The following is an 18,729-nucleotide window of genomic DNA, read 5'->3' as shown; positions in this document are numbered from 1 at the left end:
GGATAATTGATCGATCCGGGGCAGCGATGGCGTGTGACTGGTCAGGCCGGTTGCGGGGTGACCTCCTCGGCGGCGTGACCGGGAGCCTCCGGCCGGTCGAGGTGGCGCAGGTCGGGCAGGCTCCGCACGGCGGGGCTGGCGGTGGTGGCCGCCGCCAGGCCGAGCATCAGCACGGCGAAGAAGCCGAAGACCACCGGTGCCGAGGCGCGGTCGATCAGGGGTCCGGCCACCGCCGGCCCGAACGGTGACACCACCATCGCCAGGAAGCTGATCGCCGCGTTCGCCCGCCCCTGAAGATGGTCGGGGGTGAGCAGGGCCTGGGTGGTGAGCATCCCGATGTTGGCCGCCGGCACGAGCAGGGCGGAGACCCCGGCCAGCGCGCCGAGGACGTACCCGTTGCTGGTCAGGGTCATCGCGGCGGTGAGCAGGCCACAGGCCCAGAAGACGGCAAGAATCAGGGTACGGGTGGCGATCCGGGCGGTCAGCCAGGAGGCGACCAGCGAGCCGATGACCGCGCCGAGCCCGACACAGGAGATGATCATGCCGGCGGAGAGCCCCGACGCGCCGTCGCGGACCGGGACGACCAGGATCGCCAGCAGTACCCCGGAGAAGGCGAAGTTCAGCACCGCGCTGCTGATCAGGGTGTACCGCAGCGCCGGCCGCCCCCACAGGAACCGGATACCGGCGACCGCCTGCCGGGGCAGCGACTCCCCACCCTCCCGACGAGATCGCCCGGCACCTGGTCGCTTGAGTGGGCCCCGCAGCAGGGCCACCGCGGCCAGCGCGACGGCCGAGGTGATCGCGTCGACAACGAACGGAAGCGCCGGGTTGACCGTGAACAGGAAGCCACCCAACGGCGGACCGGCCAGGTGCAACGTACCGTTGCGGGTTTCGTTGAAGACGGTGGCCGCGCGCAGGTCACGGTCGGCCACGACGGCCCGGGTGGCGGCGGCCGCCGCCGGTTGCAGCGCGGCCCCGAGGCCCGCGACGACCGCGGCCAGCGCGGCCACCGTCAGCACCGAGGCATGCCCGGTGAGCGCGAGTACGCCGATCGCGGCGAGCCCGGCCAGCGAACCGGCCTCGGTGACGAGCATGATGCCCCGGCGGTCCCAGCGGTCGGCGACCAGACCTGCGGGGAGCAGGACGACGACCAGTGCGATCCCCTCGGCGAGGGCGACCAGACCGGCGGCGGTCGCCGATCCGGTGAGCGCCAGCACCAACAGTGGCAGCCCGACGGCAGTGATCTGACCGCCCAGTTTGGACGAGGTACGCGCGACGGCCAGGAGCAGAAAGTCTCGGTTGTGGCGCAGACCGGTGGACGACATCGGATTCTCCCCAGATACAGGTCGTCGAGTGAACGCGAACGGATTTGGTTTCGCCGCCCCCGCCGGCTGGAGCCCTACCGCCAGCTACCGCGCTGCCGTGCTGCCGCCGGCTAACGCCCTGCCGCACGGCCGCCGGCCACGCCCTGCCGCCGGTAAGCGCCCTGCCGCCGGTAAGCGCCCTGCCGCCGGTTAGCGCCCTGCCGCACGGTCGCCGGCCACGCCCTGCCGCCGGTTAGCGCCCTGCCGCACGGTCGCCCTGCAGCCCGGCCACCGGTTAGAGAATCTTGGAAAGAGAGGGCACCCATGAGGGCCGAATTGTTCCTAGATCTTCTAGTCGGCGGCGTTGATCGACTCGGTTGGGGCGATATGGCTGGGTCGAACGGCTTTGGTTACCGCCATTTCCGCTCAACCGAGTCGATCAAGAAGAACGGGGACGGGACGGGACGGGACGGGACGGGACGGGACGGGTAAGCAGCGCAAGGCTGGACAGACGAGTCGAAGGCCGCCGGGGCGGGCGTGAGGTCACGCCCGCCCCGGAACCCTGGTGGATCAGTTGCAGTTGCACAGCACGCTGACGGTGCTGGAGAGCGCCGGGGGCACCTGGCGGGCGGCCTCCGGCCGCATGCCCTGCAGGTTGAGGATGCTCATGTCGGTTTCACCTCCTTGCGGGTGTCGAAGGGGACGGGGGCCTCGGCACGCCCGGCTGGAGCGGGGACGTGCGAGGGGATCAGCGGCAGTTGCAGCCGAAGCTCAGGGTGCTGGAGATCGGGGGCACGGCCTGCGGGTTCTGGGGCGACAGGGCCTGGAAGCCGAGGATCGCGGTCATGGGGGTCACCTCCTTCGTCGTGGCGTTCGGTCAACCGCCGGGGTGGCGGTGGTCGGGGACGGCCCGGGTTGGCCGGTGCTCGTCGGCCCTACCTGGATCGGCGGTGGCCGTCGGCCACCCGGTCCGGCGGTGGTCGGGGCGGTCGATCGCGGCGGATCAGGCCACGGACGACAGCGGTCGCTCGCCCGCGCCAGCCGGCACGGTTCGCTCGCCGGCACCAGCCGACACGGTTCGCTCGTCGGCGCCAGCCGGACGGGGGTGGTCGGTGGACGCGGGGCTCGGTGGGAGGTCGAGAAAGGGCAGGGTGACCCCGGTCCGGTGCAGCGCGGCGTGCAGGGCGGACAGCACCCCGGCGCTTCCGGTGGCCAGGTCCATCGACAGCCGGATCATCGTGTCGCCGGGAAAGGCGAGCTGACCGTCGAGGGCGTACGCGTGGTGGGCGAACCGGTCCAGGTGAGCCAGGACCTGCCGGTCCGACTCCCCCGGCCAGGCTCGGCCGACGGTGATCCGGTCGGGCCGGTCATCAGCCACCCGGGGGCTGGCTGCCAACCGGGAACTCGTGGTCGCCCGGGGGCTGGTCGCCAACCGGGAACTCGTGGTCGCCTGGGGGCTGGTCGCCAACCGGGCGGCGGTGGCCAGCAACCCGGCTCGGCCGTGGAACAGCCCGGGGAGCAGGACGAACTCCGCGCCGAGCGCCCGGCGTACCCCGGTAAGTGTTTCGCGCAGGCGGGCTACCTCGCCGTGGCGGAGCAGCTCGTGCGCGGCCACCGCCACCCCGGCGCTGCCCTCGTCCAGGTAGAGCAGCAACCGGGGTTCGTCGGAGACCTGCAGGTTGCCGCACCGGTCGGTCACGCAGCGGGCCAGGTCGCGGTCGAGCGCGGCGTACGCGGCGGCCAGGTGTCGGGGGTCGCCGGTACGGTCGTAGAGCCGGGAGAGGAAGACCGCCGGTCCGGACCAGCCGCGCAGCAGGCCGGGGCGGGACGGTTCGACGACATCCGGCACCGACGGGTCGGCGAGCGCCCGGACCAGCCGTTCCCCGATGACCAGCAGGTCGTCCTCGACCGCCCGATCCGGAACGGTCAGTCCGGCGAGGGCCAGGCCGATGCCGGCGAGTCCACTGTGCAGGGAGACACCGCGTACCTCGGTCAGTCGGGACCGACACCTGGCGATCAGCTGGCGGGCCGCGTCGCCGCGTCCGGTGCGGTGCAGGACGGTGGCGATGCCGGCCAGGCCGTCGTAGAGGCCGACGTACTCCCCGGGCAGCCGGTCGGCGGCCCGGATCAGCCAGTCCAGGTGTTCCTCCCGTTCCGGGTACGCCATCCGGGTGCTGGTGAGCACGTGGATGACGCCGGCTGCGCCGTGCGCCACGGTGGCCCCGCCGTGCGGGTACTGGCCCAGGTCACCGGGGAAGAGCCGGTCGGTGCGTTCCGGGGTGGCGCTGGCCCGGATACCGGCGGCGAGCGAGTCGAGCAGCCCGGCGTGCTCGGCCGGCCCGGCCTCAACCGGCCAGGGGTACCGCCCGACCCGCCGCGCCACCGCACCGGACGCATCGACCGCCCGCAGCCGCCGGGCAGCCCGACCAACGCCGGCAGCCGTACCCGCGCCGGCAGCCGGGCCCACGCCGGACGCCAGGCCCACGCCGGACGCCAGGCCCACGCCGGAAACCGGGCCCGCGCCGGACGCCAGGCCCGCGCCGGACGCCAGGCCCGCGCCGGAAACCGGGCCCACATCCGAAGTCGCGGTGGAGCCGGCGGCCAGGGCCTGTCGGAGGTCGGCGCGGATCCGCTCGGGCCAGCCGGCCGGGAGCGGGAAGCGGCTCGCCACCGCCAGCAGGTCGTCGAGTTTGCCGTCGGCAAGCGACAGCAGCGGGGTGGCCGGGGCGAAGATGCTCAGGCGCAGGCAGGCCAGGGCGTAGTCGTCGACCGCCCGGCCGTGCCGTACCCGCGCGGTGGCGAAGCCCGGGTCGCCCAGGGTGGGGGTGAAGTCCTCGTCGATCCCGTACGCCTGCTCGAAGTCGATGAGCACGACGCCGCCGTCCGGGCGGATCATCACATTCGCGGTGTGCAGGTCGCCGAAGACGATGCCCCGCTCGTGCACCTGGGTCAGGGCCCGCTCGACCCGGTCCACCACGTCGAGGGCCCAGTCGGTGTACCCGGTCAGTTCGGTCGGCGACGGGTCCGGGTAGATCAGCGGGTGGCGCAGGGCCACCTCGTGCTGGAGGGTGCCGCCCTCGACGTACTCCTCCACCAGGTACTCGTGTTCCCACCAGGTGAAGTAGTCCACCAGTCGGGGTACGCAGTCCAGGTCGGCGAGGCGGGTCAGCGCGTCGCGTTCCCGTCGCAGCCGGGTGACCGCGTCGGTGCCGGCGCCGTCGAGTCCGGCGTACGGGCGGGCCTCGCGCAGCACCACCTGCCGTCCGTCGCGCAGGTCGGTGCCCCGGTACACGCCGCCGCCGTTGGAGTGGTGCAGCGCCTCGTCGATCCGGTACGGCTGCTCGGCGACCGCCTCCTCGGCCAGCGCCCGCATCCGGGCGGCGACGAAGTCGGGCACCGGCGCCCAGTCGGGGACGGTGAACACCGGGTTCCGCTCGTCGGGCACCAGTGTCCCGTCGGGGCGCTGCACGGCCGGGACGGGCTGGTCGCCGTCGAGGCAGTACCGCTGCTCGAAGGCGCCGTAGCGCAGGTACAGCGGGCCGTCGCCCCAGCGCAGGTCGCTGAGGACGTACGGGCCCCGGTGGCCGGCGAGGCGGTCGCCCAGCTCGTCGAGGACCAGCCGCAGGGTCGCCTCGTCGGGCGGGTACAGGGCGGCGAGTTTGCCGCTGCCGCCCCGGTGGGCGTACTTCTCGTTGTGGGCCAGGGCCAGTCGGCGGCTGCGCAGGAACTTGAAGGCGACGCCCCGTTCGACGCAGAAGTCCCGGACCTCGCCGAGCACCTCGGCGGCGGCGTCCAGCTCCACCGAGACGTGCACCTTCCAGCCCTGGCGGGGCAGGCTAACCCCGGTCGGGAACCACATCACCCAGCCGCCCTCGGCGACCGTCTGCCAACCGGCCGGCGGCACCTCGGCGGCCAGCGGGAAGCGGCTCGCGGTGTCGTCGACGTTCGCCGGTGAGTCGACGAAGATCGGATCGGCGATCAGGAAGGCACCTGGCGTGGGCATGGCACACCTCTGCGACGACGGGATACGGGCGGGGTGTCCGCCGCCGCTCCGCCGTCGTTGCCGGTCGGCGGGGCGCTTCGGACATCCACCATCCTGGGCGAACCGGCCGTCGCCGCCGTCCGGCCGCAGGCTGAGCTTTCGACTCCCCGACCGGACGCAGGCCGCCCGGTCCGCCTCCGTCCACAGGGGGACGAGGAAAGTCACCCTGGGGACGGACCCGCCGGCCGGGTCGCCCCGACGAGAATCTGCGGGTACGCGGCACAGCGCCGCGTGCACACTTCGGCGAAGGACCTCCGATGGCGATCGACACGCAGCTCGTCGTACTCCTGCAACACAGCTCCGACGGTGACCGGTGGACGACGGTGGCGCATGGCGTGGCCCTGGACGACCGGCACCTGTTGCTGCGCGCCAGCGCGGCCGACCTGCTCACCGCCGCCGGGCAGCTGCGGCTCCGCTCGGCCGGCGGGCCCGGCGACGACCCGGCCGGCGGGCCCGGCGACGGCGCGCCCGCGCCGCTGGCCGCCGACGAGGTGAGCCTGCTGGCCCGCGCCGCCGCCGGCCGGCCGGACCTGGTGATGGTCACCCCCACCCACGGGTACGCCCCGGCGGCCTCGGCCGCCCACGGCACCACGACCGAGGAGGTACGGCAGGTCATCGCCCTGCTGGATCGGGACGACCACCCGCTCTGGCCGCCGACCGCGCCGGACGGCCCGGCGGTAGCCGACGGCCCGGCGGCCGGTGGTGCGGTGGCCGACGCCCCGGCGGCGGCCGGTGGCGCGATGGCCGACGGCCCGGCGGCGGCCGGTGGTGCGGTGGCCGACGCCCCGGCGGCGGCCGGTGGTGAACGGCGGCCCGGCCGCGCGGACGGAGACGGGCCGCAGCTCGCGGCACCGGCCCGGGTACCGGGCGGGGACGAGCCGCCGGAGACCCCGCTGAGCTGGACCTGTCGGCTCTTCGGCATCGGCTGCCCGGACTCCGACCAGTAGCACCGGAAGGGACGCAGCGGTGACCGGCACCCTGCCCTGGCACCGGCGGCTACCCCGGGACGCGGTCCTGCTGCCGGCGTTCGGCCTGCTCGACCTCTTCACCTCGTCGTCGGTGGTGATCCAGCACCGGCCGGTCAGCACCACCGCCTGGCTCCTGCAACTGCTCGCCGCGCTGGTCTCGGTCGGGGCGTTGGCCTGGCGGCACCGGGCGCCGGTCACGGTCTTCGTCGTCGAGTGCGCGCACGGCGTCGTGGTGTGGTTCCTGCTGCACGACTACCGGCCCTGGGTGGCGCTGGTCGTCGCGTTGTACTCGGTGGCGGTGCTGCGTCCGCTCGCGGTCTCCGCCGGGGCGTACGCGGCGGCCTGCGGCCGGGGGCTGCTCAACGCGCTGGACTCGTACCGGATCGAACCGGTCGTCGGGGCCCGGTTCGGCGAGTTCCTGGTCACCGCGCTGATGTTCGCCCTGGTGTACGGCGCGGCCTGGTCCGCCGGGCTGGTGGTGCGGGGCCACCGGGCCCGGGTCCGGCAGTTCGACACCGACCGGCAGGCCGCCCGGGACGAGGCGGTCACCCGGGAACGGCAGCGGATCGCCGCCGAGCTGCACGACGTGGTCTCCCACTCGGTGACCGTGATGGTGCTCCAGGCGGCCGGCGCGGCCCAGGTCGCCACCGCCGAACCGGAACGGGCCCGGCAGGCGCTGCTGCACATCCAGCAGGCCGGCCAGCAGGCGATGGCGGAGCTGCGCCGGTTGCTCGACGTGATGACCGCCGACGCCGACCCGGCGGGCGGAGCCGACCGGCTCGGGCCACAACCCCGGCTCGCCGACATCGAGGTGCTGCTCGCCTCGATGCGCCGTACCGGCCTGACGGTACGCACGCACACCTCGGGCCGGGCCGCCCCGCTGGACCCGAGCGTGGAGCTGGCCGCGTACCGGACGGTGCAGGAGAGCCTGACCAACACCCTGAAGCACGCCGGTGCCGGCAGCCGGGTCCGGATCTACTTCACCTGGGAGGAGCAGGTGCTGTTGCTGCGGATCGACGACGACGGCCCAGCCGCCTCGGCCCGTCCGGCGGTCGGGCTCTCCGCCGGGCACGGTCTGGCCAGCCTCGGCGAGCGGATCCGCCGGGCCGGCGGACGGCTCAGCACCGGGCCCCGGCCCGAGGGTGGTTTCCGGGTCGCCGCCAGCCTGCCGATCTCCCAGCACCCGGTGGACGGCTGACCGGCTTTGATCACTGGCGTCCGCTCTCTGACAACTCCCTTTCCAATCCGGGCCGGGCCGGGCATAACTGTTCTCTGACAGGGTCGACCGTCGCGCCGGCCCGGTGGGACCAGGGGGCACGAATGCAGATCAGGGTGCTGCTCGCCGACGATCAACCGCTCATCCGGGCCGGGCTGGCGATGCTGCTCGCCGCCGTGGCCGACGTCGAGGTGGTGGGCGAGGCCGACGACGGGGCCCAGGCCGTCGAGCTGAGTCGCCGCCTGCACCCCGACGTGGTGCTGATGGACGTCCGGATGCCCGGCACGGACGGGGTCGAGGCGACCCGCCGGCTCGCCGAGGAGTACGACCCGCAGCGACCGGTCCGGGTCATCATCCTCACCACCTACCACGTCGACGAGGCGGTCTACGCCGCGTTGCGGGCCGGCGCGTCCGGTTTCGTCCTCAAGGACGCCGCCCCGCAGGAGCTCGTCGCCGCGGTACGCGCCGTGGCCGCCGGTGAGGCCTGGCTGGACCCGGCGGTCACCCGACGGCTCCTCGACGACCTCGCCACCCGCCCCGACCCCGGTCTGCCCACCCCCACCCGGATGCGTCAGCTCACCCCCCGGGAACGCGAGGTGCTGGTGCTGATGGCGTACGGGCTGTCCAACCAGGAGATCGCCGAGCATCTGGTGCTGGGCGAGGCGACCGTGAAGACCCATGTCAGCCGGGTCCTGATGAAGCTGGGCCTGCGGGACCGGACGCACGCGGTGGTGGCGGCGTACCAGAGTGGTCTGGTGACCCCGGGCACCCCGCCACCGGCCCGCGCCGGCACCCTCACCCGCTGAACCGCACCCGTGCTACTTGGCCCGCCCGGCGCCGGCGGCCGCCTGGTTCTGCCCGTCCCGGGCCGGGGTGGTGGCCGACCCGGGCACCCGAAGACGGCCGGGGTCCTGCGGCGGCGGCAGGACGACCCGGTCAAGTTCGGACAGACTCATCGCGGCCAGCACATCGATCCGCGGGGCCGGGGCGGCCGGTGACCTTCCGGCCTCGGCAGGAGCGCCCTTTCCCAGTGCTTCGGCACCGGGCAATGGGCCCTGGGCCTTCGACTGGTGATATGCCCTCGCCATGTCGGCGGCATTCTTCCCCTGAGTCAGCTCCATATTCGCCCGCACCCCCGCTGGGCTGTATGCGGTGTGTTCCCTCAGCTCGGCCTGCCATGCCGCCCGGGCGTTCATGAACGCGGTGTAGTTGTCAGGTTCCCGCAGATCCCCGTAGTCGTAGTTGTTGTACCACTCGTCAGCCATCGCGCACTCCGTCCGCTGAAGGTGCTTCGACAGGCATCAACGGACAAGAACCCACCACGGTTCGAAGTGATGAGGGTCAGATTTCAGCCATCCAGGCGGCGGACCAGGGAGATCTCCGCGTCGACGAAGCCGTGCCGCTGGTAGAAGCCCACCGCACGGTCGTTGGCGTGGTGGATGCCGGCGGAGAGCCGGACCATCCCGGCCGCGGCCGCCCACCGCTCGGCCGCCGCCACCAGCACCGACCCGACGCCCCGCGCCCGAACCTCGGGCGAGACCACGGTGTGGATCTGCGCCGAGGGCTCGGGACGCAGCAGCCGGTGCGCCGGCGGGTCCGGATCACGCAGCACCTCGACCATGCCGACGATCCGGCCGTCCCACTCGGCCACGAACACGGCGTTACGCCCCGGGGCGTCGGCCAGCACGGTCGTGAAGTGCCGCAACAGCGCCGCCTCCGGTGGCATCCGGTACAGCAGCGGGTCCAGCGCCAGATGCACGTCGGCGTTGGCCACCCGGAGCGCCACCAGGGCGTCGACGTCGTGCGCGGTCGCCGGCCGTACCGTGACCCGGTCCTCTCCCATCCGGGAAACGGTACGGCCAGCGAGCCGGTCACCCACGGCCGGGCGCGCGGAACCCGCACCGGAGATGGAACGGGTCCGCTCGCCCGTGGCACCTCGGCGGCTTGCCCGAGATGCTCGCCCGGTCAGGGGCGGGGCGCGCGGGCCTTCCTGTCGCTGCGTCCGCTGGCGGACGCCGAGCTGGCGCTGGAACTGCCCGCGGCGGATCCGCCCGCTCCCCTCATCGCCGCAGCACTCGCGGTGGCTTTCGAGCCGTACTGCTGGTAGTACTCCTGGGCGGCGCCGTTGAGCTGCTGCCGGCGGCGCTGGTAGATCTCCTCGGCCGTCGGCTTGCTGTGGGCGAGGACTTTCCGCAGGTCGGCGTCCTTGCTGTTGAGGACATCCTCGTGGATCTTCAACCTCTGAAGGGAATCGAGCACCCTGGCTTCCTCCGAAAAACGCCTCCGCCGGGCTTTCGGCATGCTCTGGAAGCTGTCCAGAACCGGGCCGTCGAGGTGCGCCTCAAGATCCCTGACCGACGCCGGCATCGCCGACTTTTCCTTCTTCTTTTTCTTCTTCTCCGGCATCTGCGTCTCCTTGCCTCGGTTGCGGCCAGTCGCCATTACGTGGCCGCCCGTCGGCGGTTCGACCACCAGATCCCGCTTCCCGAAATGTGGGACGGTCAGTGGATCGGGCGGCCGTGCGCGTCCGGCACCCCGGACTTGCGGAAGAAGTACGTGTTGATCTGGTCGCGCCACTCGGTCGCGCTGCGGACCTGCTCGTCCAGGCGCTCGGCGACCCGCTCGAACAGCGCTTGGTCGAGCAGCCCGGCCAGTTGCCGCCAGCGCTCCCGCATCGTCTCCACCTGCGCCACCCCGGTGAAGTGGGTGTCGTAGATGTGCTGGATCACCGTGCTGCCGCTGTGCAGGACGTGGTCGTACGGCACGTGGTGGAAGAAGAGCAGCAGCTCGTCGGGGCAGTCGGCGAGCGACTCGTACACCTGGGCCCAGCCGGGCGGGTACTGGCCGGCGTAGCCGGTGCCGGTGGCTCGGGTCCGGTCCACGCCCACCCCGTCCCGGTCGGCGAAGTGGTAGGTGCCCCAGCGGCTGTACTCGTACCCGTCGACGTTGGGTCCGTAGTGGTGGCGCAACGGGTCGACCATGAAGCCGACGCCGAGCGGGGCGGTGTACCGCTCGTACGTCCGCCACGAGTCGTCCATGATCGCGTGCAGGGTCGCCCGGACCCGCCCGCTGTCCCCCGTGCTCCCCGGCGGGAAGGTCAGGTCGATCCACTCGTCGAGCACGGCGGTCGGGTCGAGCCGGGGATCCCAGGCGAGCCGGCCGAAGGCGTACAGGTTGGCCTGGGCCAGCGGGTGTCCGCACCAGAACGGGTCGTCGCCGACGTTGGCCACGGCCACCAGCTCGGTGACCACGTCAGCGACCGTCCGCTCCGGCGTCTGCCACGGGCGGAAGCCGAGCAGCTCGCTCCACCACGGCCCGAGGTAGCAGACGTGCCGCTGCTGACCGGTGTACTCCTGGGTCACCTGCAGCTCCATCGCCAGCCGGGTGGCCGGCATGGCGGCGAGCACCGGGGAGACCGGCTCGCGGGGCTGGAAGTCGACCGGGCCGTGCTTGACCTGCAGCACCACGTTGGTACGGAGGTCGCCGTCCAGCGGGACGAAGTGGTCGTACGCGGCACGGGCCCGGTCGGTGGAGCGGTCCCGCCAGTCCTGGTGGTGGTTGTAGACGAAGGCCCGCCAGTGGACCACTCCGCCGTGCGGGGCGAGCGCCTCGGCCAGCAGGTTCGCCCCGTCGGCGTGGCTGCGACCGTAGCTGAACGGGCCCGGTTGCCCCTCCGAGTCGGCCTTCACCACGTACCCGCCGAAGTCGCCGATCCGCTCGTAGACCTGGCGGGTGGTGGTGGCCCACCAGGCGCGTACCTGCTCGTCCCGCGGGTCGGCGCTGGACAGGCCACCGAGGACCACCGGGGCGGCGAAGGTCACCGACAGGTGCACCCGGATGCCGTACGGGCGCAGCACGTCGGCGATCTCGGCCACGTCGTCGAGCCGGTCGGTCAACAGCCGGGCCTCCACCGGGCCGACGTTGACGTTGTTGACCGAGATCGCGTTGATCCCGACGGCGGCCAGCAGCCGGCCGTACTCCCGGATCCGGGCCAGGTCGTGCCGGGCCGCCCCGTCGCGCCAGAAGATCGAGCCGCCCGCGTAGCCCCGCTCCACCTGACCCATCACCGGGTGCACCGAGACATTGTCCCAGTGGTCGAGCATCCGTCGGCGCAGCGCCGGGCGGTGCCGCCGGGTCGGTCGGTCCGCGGCGAAGGCCGCCGCGCCGAGCCGGACCAGGTGGAACAGCCCGTACAGCAGGCCGGTCGGGGTGTCGGCGAGCAGCACCGTCACGTCCCCGGAGCGGGTCAGCACGAACCCCTCGTCACCCGGGGGTTCCCCGGCGGCCTGGCGGGCCGCCTGGGCGGCCGGGACCGGCAGCGGGACCGCCTGGCGCAGGGCGAGCACCAGGTCGACGTCGGCGTCCCCGCACGGCGAGCGGCGCACCCGCCCACCGTGCCGGGCACAGGCCCGGGTCACCTCGTCGAGTACGGCGTCCACCCCGTCGCCGTGCACCAGGACCCGTCGGGAGCCGAGCGCGACGAACGACTCCGCCGGCAGCCAGGCCGCGTGCACACTCACGTGGTGAACTCCTTCTGAATCTTGTCGATCATCGGTTCGCCGATCCGGAGGAACGCCAGGACGAAGGGGGCACCGAGGAGCACCAGCACCGCCTCGGAGAAGACCGCGGTGATCCCGGCCGCCGCGGCCAGCAGGACGAGGGTGCCGACCGGGACACTCGGGGTACGGGTCAGGAAGTAACCGGCCAGCCGGAGCACGTCGCGGGCCCGGAAGCGGAACAGCGCGGTCACCAGCAGGGCGTTCGCCCCGACCAGGGTCACCGCCAACGCGACGATCACCAGCAGCACCGCCCACCAGGACGGGACTCCGGCGGCGCGCAGGTTGGCCAGGTTCACCCCGATCACGGCCAGCCAGACCAGCATCGGCACCCAGATCCGCAGCACCGGCAGCAGGTTGACCCGGTACCCGCGCCGGAACAGCGCGGCCGGGCGCAGCTCGGTCAGGTCGAGCCGCTGGTGCCGCAGGGTGAACAGGGCGGCAGCCAACGCCGGGCCGGCCGGCACCAGGCAGGCCGCGAGCAACGGCAGGTTGCTGGCGTCGTGGCCGAGCAGGACCAGCGGCAGCAGGCCGGGCAGGGTGCCGACCAGCAGCAGCACCTCCACCACGAGCAGGGTGTGCACCAGCGCGGCGGCCCGGGCCAGCGGACCGGTGCCGAACCGCTGCCCGGCCTCGGCGGTCACGGCCGCTCCCCGGTCGGGCCCGCCGTCGCGCGGACCCGACCGGAGTGGCGGGTCAGCCGTTCTCCTGCTGGAAACGCTGGTACGCCTTCTCCACCAACTCCAGGTAGGCGTCCATGTTCTTGCCCTTCAGCTCGGTCAGGTAGGCGTCCCACTCGGTGAGGGGCCGCTGGCCGAGGATGAATCGCAGCGAGTTCTGGGTGACGAAGTCCTTCAGCGGGCTCTCCCAGAGCGACACCTGTTCCCGTTCCTCGTCGGTGAACGGGTACGGCGGGGGCACCGGCTTCGCCGGCCGGGCGTTCATCACGTTCTGGAACTCCATCTCCTCCGGGCTGAAGAAGGACTGCAACAGCTCGGTGCTGCCGCCGTAGGCGAAGACCCCGTTGCCGAAGCCGAAGTCCTTCTGCAGGTGCTTGCTGCCCTTGGGGTTGAGCCCGATCATGTCCACGTCGGCGGCGAGGGTGCGCTTGCCGGCGGCGTCCCTGCTGTAGGTGGTGCCCTCCACCCCCCACTTGGCGAACTCCTGGCCGGCGTCGGAGTAGTAAAGCCAGTCGATGAACTGCATCATGGCCACGAAGTTCCTGCTCTCCCGGGCCTTGCTGTTGATCATCACGCCGTTCTCCAGCCGGCTGGCCGGGTTGACCTCACCGGCCGGGCCGACCGGCAGCGGGATCTTGACCAGCTTGGCGTCCGGCTGGGTCTTGGCCAGGTCCGGTCGGTTCTCGTTGACCAGGGTCTGCGCGTTGCCGCTGATCGCGAAGGACCTGCCGTTTGCCAGCTTCTGCCGGGCCTGGTCGTCGGTCTGGGTGAAGCTCTCCGGGTCGAGCAGCCCCTCGGCCACCAGCTTCTGGAGGTACTGCAGCATCTGCTTGTACTGCTCGCTGGCCCCGGTGTAGACGAACTTCTTCTCCGCCGGCACCCAGGTGGCGTGCTGGTAGGTCCAGCCGGCCTGGGTCCCGAACGACGCGCCGAGGTAGGACATCAGCGCACCACCCGGGGTGGGCTTGCCGAACCGGTCCGACAACGGGTAGGAGTCCGGGTACTTCGCCTTCATCGCCTTGAGCACGGTGTACACCTCGTCCCAGGTCTTCGGGACGGCGAGGTTCAGCTCGTCGAGGATGTCGCTGCGCATCAGCAGCGAGTACTCGTGCCAGGGCTTCTCGTGCAGGCCGGGGAGGAGGTAGTACTTGCCGTCGGACTGCTTGAGTGTGTCCAGCTCCGGCTGGAGCTGCCACTTCTCGATCTTTTCCTTGAAGTGCGGCATCAGGTCGAGGTAGTCGCTGACCGGCAGGATCGCCCCGGAGGAGACGAAGGCGTTCTCCGCCGGGTGGTACGTCTTCGGAATGATCAGGGGAGCGTCCCCCGCGCCGATCAGCAGGCTGCGCTTCTGCTCGTAGTCACTCAGCGGCACCGCCACCGGCGACAACGTCACGTTCGTGCGCTTGGTCAGCTCCGACCAGAACAGCCAGTCGTTCTTCAGCGGATAGAACGTGTGGTTGTTGTAGAGGATCGAGAAGTTGACCGCCTCGGTCGCCTTGAACTGGTCTCCGGTGCCGTACTCGGCCATCGCGCCGACCCGGTTGCCGGACAGGTCCGTCTGCTCGGCGGTCTCCTCGGAGCAGGCGACCAGGCTGAGCGCGAGCACACCGACGGTGGCTACCGCCACTGCCCGCCACGATCTGTGGAGCATGGCTCGTCCTTTCACTTCTCAGGTGGGGTGGGTGGGGGTGCGGCGGTCCGGTCGGCTCATCCCTTGACCGCGCCGAGCATCACGCCGGAGACGAAGTACCGCTGGACGAACGGGTACACGGCCAGGATCGGCAGCGTGGTGAGCACGACCGTGACGGCCTGGACGGTGGCCGCGGCCTGGACCGCGTCGGCGTCGGCGACCGCGCCGGCCGAGTTGGCCCCGGTCGCCCCGGCGATCAGGTTGCGCAGGTAGACGGTGACCGGCAACAGCTCCTGGCGGTCCAGGTAGAGGAAGGCGGTGAACCACGAGTTCCAGTACGACACCGCGTAGAACAGCACCATCGTGGCGATGATCGCCTTGGACAGCGGCAGCACGATCCGCAGCAGGATGCCGTACGTGTTCAACCCGTCGACCGCGGCGGCCTCCTCCAGCTCGGTCGGCAGGCTCTCGAAGAACGCCTTCATCACCAGCAGGTTGAACACGCTTATCGCGTTGGGCAGCACCACCGCCCAGACGGTGTTCTTCATCCCCAGGCTGGTGATCAGGACGTAGTTGGGGATCAGCCCGCCGGAGAAGAACATGGTGAACAGGGCCACGCCGACCAGCAGCCGCCGGCCCCGCAGCTGCGGCTTCGACAGCACGTACGCGTAGCAGGTGGTCAGCACCAGCGCGATGGCGGTGGCCAGCACGGTGTAGACCACCGTGTTGCGGTAGTTCGTCCAGAACATCGCGTCCGCCATCACCAGCCGGTACGCGGTCAGGTCGAACCCGCGCGGCACCAGGTTCACCTGCCCGGCGATGAGGTACGCCTCCTCGCTCATCGACCGGGCCACGATGTTGACGAACGGGTACAGCGTCACGATCACCACGCCGGTCAGCACGATCCCGTTGACCAGCTGGAAGACCCGGCGCCCCCGCGTCACGGTCACGGTCACCACAGGCTCGTCCCCACCGTGCGCCGGGAGATGAGGTTCGCCGAGAGGACCAGGACCAACCCGATCACCGCCTCGAAGAGCCCGATCGCGGCGGCGTAGCTGAAGTTGCTGGACTCGAAGCCCATCCGGAACAGGTACGTGGAGATCACGTCGGCCGTCGGGTAGGTGAGCGGGTTGTAGAGCAGCAGGATCTTCTCGAACCCGACCGCCATGAAGGTGCCGATGTTGAGGATCAGCAGGGTCACCATGGTCGGCCGGATGCCCGGCAGGGTCACGTGCCAGGTCTGCCGCCACCGGTTCGCCCCGTCGATCCGGGCCGCCTCGTACAGGTTGTCGTCGATGGTGGTCAACGCGGCGAGGTAGAGGATCGTGCCCCAGCCGACGGTCTGCCAGACCTCGGAGGAGACGTAGACGGTACGGAACCACTCCGGCCGTTGCAGGAACGGCACCGGATCCGCCCCGGTGGCCTGGACGAGCTGGTTGACCGTGCCGTCCATCGAGGTCAGCTGCATCACCATGGCCGCCACGATCACGATGGACAGGAAGTGCGGCAGGTACGACACCGACTGGACGAACCGCTTGAGCCGGCGGGCGCGTACCTCGTTGAGCAGCAACGCCAGCACGATCGGCAGCGGAAAGCAGAACAGCAGGGTGAGCGTCCCCAGGACCAGGGTGTTGGTGAACACCTCCCAGAACGTCGGGTCGGTCAGGAACATCCGGAAGTACCGCAGGCCCACCCAGTAGTCGCCGAAGATGCTGCCGCCGGGCCGGAACCGGCGGAACGCGATCACGTTGCCGACCATCGGCAGGTACCGGAAGACCAGGAAGAACAGCAGCGGCAGGACGGCCAGCGAGTAGAGCTGCCAGTCCCGGCGCAACGCCTGCCGCCAGCTCCGACGACGCGTCGCCGGACGGCCGACGACCGGCCCCGACGGGAGCGGGGCGGGCGGCTGCGGGGGTGGCCGCAGTGTCCCGGAGGTCACCGCTCGGCCTGACCGTGCTGCCCGACGGGTGCCACCCGTACCTCGCTGAGCAGTTCGCGGTGGTGATCGACCTCGCGCTCGGCACCGGTCAGGCGCAGCGCCAGGCGGGCCACCGGGTCGCCGCTGGACCGGCCGAAACGCAGCTCGACCTCGCCGGGCTCGACGATGCGCCGCCCGCGCAGCCCGGTGAACGACGTCAGGTCGGCAGGCACCCGGAAGGTCACCTCGGCCGCCGCGCCGGCGGCCAGCGGCACCCGGGCGTACCCGATCAGTCGGACCACCGGCCGGGTGGTCTGCGCCACCGGATCGTGCAGGTAGAGCTGGACCACCTCGGTACCGCCCCGGGAGCCGGTGTTGCGCACGGTGATCCGTGCCGACACCTCGCCGTCGACCGCCCACTCGGCCGGCTCCGGGTCGGTGCGCGGCTGGTCGGCCGGCCCGAGCAGGGCCGCGTCGGACCACTCGAACGTGGTGTAGCCGAGCCCGTGACCGAACGGGTACGCCGGGGTCGGGTCCACCGACGACACCTCGGTACGCCTACCCAGCGGCGGGGTCAGGTAGGTGCCCGGCAGGCCACCGGCGTCGCGGGGAATGCTGACCGGCAGCCGCCCGGACGGGTCGACCAGGCCGGTGAGCACCTCGGCGAGCGCCTGCCCGCCCCGCTGGCCCAGGAAAAAGGCCTGCACCACGGCGGCCGCCGCGTCGAACTCCGCGCCGAGCGCGTAGGGCCGCCCGGTCATCAGCACCAGCACGACCGGGGTACCGGTGGCCAGCACCGCCCGGACCAGCTCCGCCTGGACCCCGGGCAGGCGCAGGTCGGCGGCGTCGCAGCCCTCACCGGAGGTGCCCCGGCCGAACATCCCGGCCCGGTCGCCGACGGCCAGCACGCAGACGTCGGCCTCGGTGGCCGCGGCGACCGCCGCCGCGATGCCCGAGGTGTCCTCGCCGGTGACCGCGCAGCCGGGCACGTAGGTCAGACCGGGCACCAGGTCGGCCAGCTCGGCGCGGAGCGAGGGCAGGTCCAGCCCGATCCCGTGCCCGGGGTGCTGCACCCCCACGTGGTTGGGGAAGGAGTAGCAGCCGAGCAGCGCGGTCGGGTCGTCGGCGACCGGACCCACCAGCGCGATCCGCCGGCCGGCGGCCAGCGGCAGCACCCCGTCGTTGCGCAGCAGCACGACGGCCTGCCGGGCCAGTCGTACGGCGACCTCCCGGCTGGCCTCGTCGTCGAGGCGGAGCTGGTCGACCTCCGGCGGCAGCGCCTGCCAACCCTCGTCGAGCAGGCCCAGCTCGGCCTTCTGGCGCAACACCCGGCGCACCGCCCGGTCGATCAACGCCTCGTCGACCGCACCGGCGCGCACCGCCGCCACCAGCTCCGGACCGAAGGTGTCCACGGTGGGCAGCTCCACGTCGATCCCGGCCCGCAGGGCCAGTCGCGCGGCGTCCTCGCCGCGACCGGCCACCCCGTGCAGGGTCTGCAGGAACCGCACCGAGAAGTAGTCCGCCACCACCGTGCCGGCGAATCCCCACCGCACCCGCAGCAGCCCGGTGAGCAGCTCCTCGTCGGCGGCGACCGGCACGCCGTCGATCTCGGCGTACGAGTTCATCACCGAGCGGGCCCCGCCGAGTCGCAGGGCCATCTCGAACGGCGGCAGGATCACGTCGGCCAGCTCCCGCCGGCCCATCGCCACCGGGGCCAGGTTGCGGCCACCCCGGGAGGCGGAGTATCCGGCGAAGTGCTTCAGGGTGGCGACGATGCCGGCCCGTTCCAGGCCCCGCACGTACGCCGCGCCGGTCGTGCCGACCAGGTACGGGTCCTCGCCGATGGTCTCCTCGGTACGCCCCCAGCGGTAGTCCCGAGTGACGTCGAGCACCGGGGCCAGCCCCTGGTGCACCCCGGCGGCCCGCATCGACCGCCCGATCCGCCCGGCCATCTCCTCGACCAGCTCGGGGTCGAAGCAGGCGCCCCAGCTCAGCGGGGTCGGGTAGACGGTGGCCCGCCAGGCGGCGAAGCCGGTCAGGCACTCCTCGTGCACCTGTGCCGGGATGCCGAACCGGCTCGCCGCCACGATCTGCGCCTGGGAGGCGGCCAGCGACCGCGCGCCGAGCACCGGATCGACGGGTGCGGTGCCGAACGGGCGGGTCAGCTGCCCCAACCCGTGCTGGATGAGGACGGGCCACGACGGCGTACCGTCGATCATGTCGGACTGGTGCGGGGCGACGCCCTCCCCGGAGGCCTCGGCGCCGACCCAGACCCCGACCAGTTGGGCGATCTTCTCCTCCAGCGACATCAGCGCGAGGAGGGCCTCGGCCCGCTCGGCCGGCAACAGCTGCGGATCGCGCCAGTCGGCGATGGCACCCGACGATGGACCACTGTCGACGGACACCTGACTTGTC

Annotated in this window: 14 protein-coding genes; 3 read left to right on the top strand and 11 right to left on the bottom strand. The window is 72.2% G+C overall.

Annotated elements, in window-relative coordinates; translation table 11 throughout:
* Positions 1-41: 41 nt before the first annotated feature.
* On the bottom strand, positions 42-1,325 hold the full coding sequence (locus ACN28G_RS29100; RefSeq protein ID WP_421480804.1) for an MFS transporter: 1,284 nt from the start codon (positions 1,323-1,325) through the stop codon (positions 42-44).
* A gap of 982 nt (positions 1,326-2,307) precedes the next feature.
* Positions 2,308-5,307, bottom strand: coding sequence for a class III lanthionine synthetase LanKC (gene lanKC, locus ACN28G_RS29095; RefSeq protein ID WP_421480803.1), 3,000 nt, complete (start codon positions 5,305-5,307; stop codon positions 2,308-2,310).
* A 296-nt stretch (positions 5,308-5,603) separates the two neighbouring features.
* On the opposite strand from lanKC, the gene ACN28G_RS29090 reads away from it, so the two are divergent.
* The 3 genes from ACN28G_RS29090 (at position 5,604) to ACN28G_RS29080 (ending at position 8,336) form a co-directional block, all read left to right on the top strand.
* Positions 5,604-6,293 (top strand): hypothetical protein, encoded by a 690-nt coding sequence (locus ACN28G_RS29090; RefSeq protein WP_091433899.1) that lies wholly within the window; start codon positions 5,604-5,606, stop codon positions 6,291-6,293.
* A 19-nt stretch (positions 6,294-6,312) separates the two neighbouring features.
* Positions 6,313-7,512 carry a sensor histidine kinase gene (locus ACN28G_RS29085; RefSeq protein WP_421480802.1) on the top strand — a complete coding sequence of 400 codons (1,200 nt, stop codon included), beginning with the start codon at positions 6,313-6,315 and terminating at the stop codon, positions 7,510-7,512.
* Positions 7,513-7,634: 122 nt separating this feature from the next.
* A complete protein-coding gene (locus tag ACN28G_RS29080; protein ID WP_091433896.1) occupies positions 7,635-8,336 on the top strand; it encodes a response regulator in 702 nt (233 codons plus the stop codon).
* Positions 8,337-8,348: 12 nt separating this feature from the next.
* Here ACN28G_RS29080 and ACN28G_RS29075 read toward each other — a convergent pair whose 3' ends face one another.
* The 9 genes from ACN28G_RS29075 to ACN28G_RS29035 form a co-directional block, all read right to left on the bottom strand.
* Complete coding sequence (locus ACN28G_RS29075; protein WP_421480801.1) at positions 8,349-8,795, bottom strand: hypothetical protein; 447 nt, start codon at positions 8,793-8,795, stop codon at positions 8,349-8,351.
* An 83-nt stretch (positions 8,796-8,878) separates the two neighbouring features.
* Entirely contained in the window at positions 8,879-9,373 is a 495-nt protein-coding gene (locus ACN28G_RS29070) for a GNAT family N-acetyltransferase (RefSeq protein ID WP_421480800.1), read from the bottom strand.
* Between the two features lie 122 nt (positions 9,374-9,495).
* Entirely contained in the window at positions 9,496-9,936 is a 441-nt protein-coding gene (locus tag ACN28G_RS29065) for a hypothetical protein (protein ID WP_421480799.1), read from the bottom strand.
* Between the two features lie 95 nt (positions 9,937-10,031).
* The gene (locus ACN28G_RS29060; protein ID WP_421480798.1) at positions 10,032-12,050 is read right to left on the bottom strand and encodes an alpha-glucuronidase; all 2,019 of its coding nucleotides are present in this window, start codon (positions 12,048-12,050) and stop codon (positions 10,032-10,034) included.
* The gene (locus tag ACN28G_RS29055; RefSeq protein ID WP_421480797.1) at positions 12,047-12,730 is read right to left on the bottom strand and encodes a hypothetical protein; all 684 of its coding nucleotides are present in this window, start codon (positions 12,728-12,730) and stop codon (positions 12,047-12,049) included. The genes ACN28G_RS29060 and ACN28G_RS29055 overlap by 4 nt, the downstream gene beginning before the upstream one ends.
* Positions 12,731-12,782: 52 nt before the next feature.
* Positions 12,783-14,417: an extracellular solute-binding protein gene (locus tag ACN28G_RS29050; protein WP_421480796.1), complete on the bottom strand. Its 1,635-nt coding sequence runs from the start codon at positions 14,415-14,417 to the stop codon at positions 12,783-12,785.
* A 56-nt stretch (positions 14,418-14,473) separates the two neighbouring features.
* A complete protein-coding gene (locus ACN28G_RS29045; RefSeq protein WP_229688399.1) occupies positions 14,474-15,352 on the bottom strand; it encodes a carbohydrate ABC transporter permease in 879 nt (292 codons plus the stop codon).
* Positions 15,349-16,335 carry an ABC transporter permease gene (locus tag ACN28G_RS29040; RefSeq protein WP_229688400.1) on the bottom strand — a complete coding sequence of 329 codons (987 nt, stop codon included), beginning with the start codon at positions 16,333-16,335 and terminating at the stop codon, positions 15,349-15,351. The genes ACN28G_RS29045 and ACN28G_RS29040 overlap by 4 nt, the downstream gene beginning before the upstream one ends.
* Positions 16,332-18,719 (bottom strand): glycoside hydrolase family 3 N-terminal domain-containing protein, encoded by a 2,388-nt coding sequence (locus ACN28G_RS29035; protein WP_421480795.1) that lies wholly within the window; start codon positions 18,717-18,719, stop codon positions 16,332-16,334. Before ACN28G_RS29035 ends, ACN28G_RS29040 begins: the two co-directional genes overlap by 4 nt.
* Positions 18,720-18,729: the final 10 nt, after the last annotated feature.

This window comes from Micromonospora sp. WMMA1923, from assembly GCF_049179195.1.
In the GTDB taxonomy this organism is placed as follows: Bacteria; Actinomycetota; Actinomycetes; order Mycobacteriales; family Micromonosporaceae; genus Micromonospora; species Micromonospora yangpuensis.
Note: the sequence above shows the minus strand (reverse complement) of the source record. Positions and strands in the feature narration are given on the sequence as shown.

What these genes read in the sequence shown, in the direction of transcription:
- ACN28G_RS29100 (WP_421480804.1), bottom strand. Translation starts at nt 1,325, where the DNA reads ATGTCGTCCACCGGTCTGCGCCACAACCGAGACTTTCTGCTCCTGGCC.
- ACN28G_RS29050 (WP_421480796.1), bottom strand. Translation starts at nt 14,417, where the DNA reads ATGCTCCACAGATCGTGGCGGGCAGTGGCGGTAGCCACCGTCGGTGTG.
- ACN28G_RS29080 (WP_091433896.1), top strand. Translation starts at nt 7,635, where the DNA reads ATGCAGATCAGGGTGCTGCTCGCCGACGATCAACCGCTCATCCGGGCC.
- ACN28G_RS29075 (WP_421480801.1), bottom strand. Translation starts at nt 8,795, where the DNA reads ATGGCTGACGAGTGGTACAACAACTACGACTACGGGGATCTGCGGGAA.
- ACN28G_RS29065 (WP_421480799.1), bottom strand. Translation starts at nt 9,936, where the DNA reads ATGCCGGAGAAGAAGAAAAAGAAGAAGGAAAAGTCGGCGATGCCGGCG.
- ACN28G_RS29070 (WP_421480800.1), bottom strand. Translation starts at nt 9,373, where the DNA reads ATGGGAGAGGACCGGGTCACGGTACGGCCGGCGACCGCGCACGACGTC.
- ACN28G_RS29090 (WP_091433899.1), top strand. Translation starts at nt 5,604, where the DNA reads ATGGCGATCGACACGCAGCTCGTCGTACTCCTGCAACACAGCTCCGAC.
- lanKC (WP_421480803.1), bottom strand. Translation starts at nt 5,307, where the DNA reads ATGCCCACGCCAGGTGCCTTCCTGATCGCCGATCCGATCTTCGTCGAC.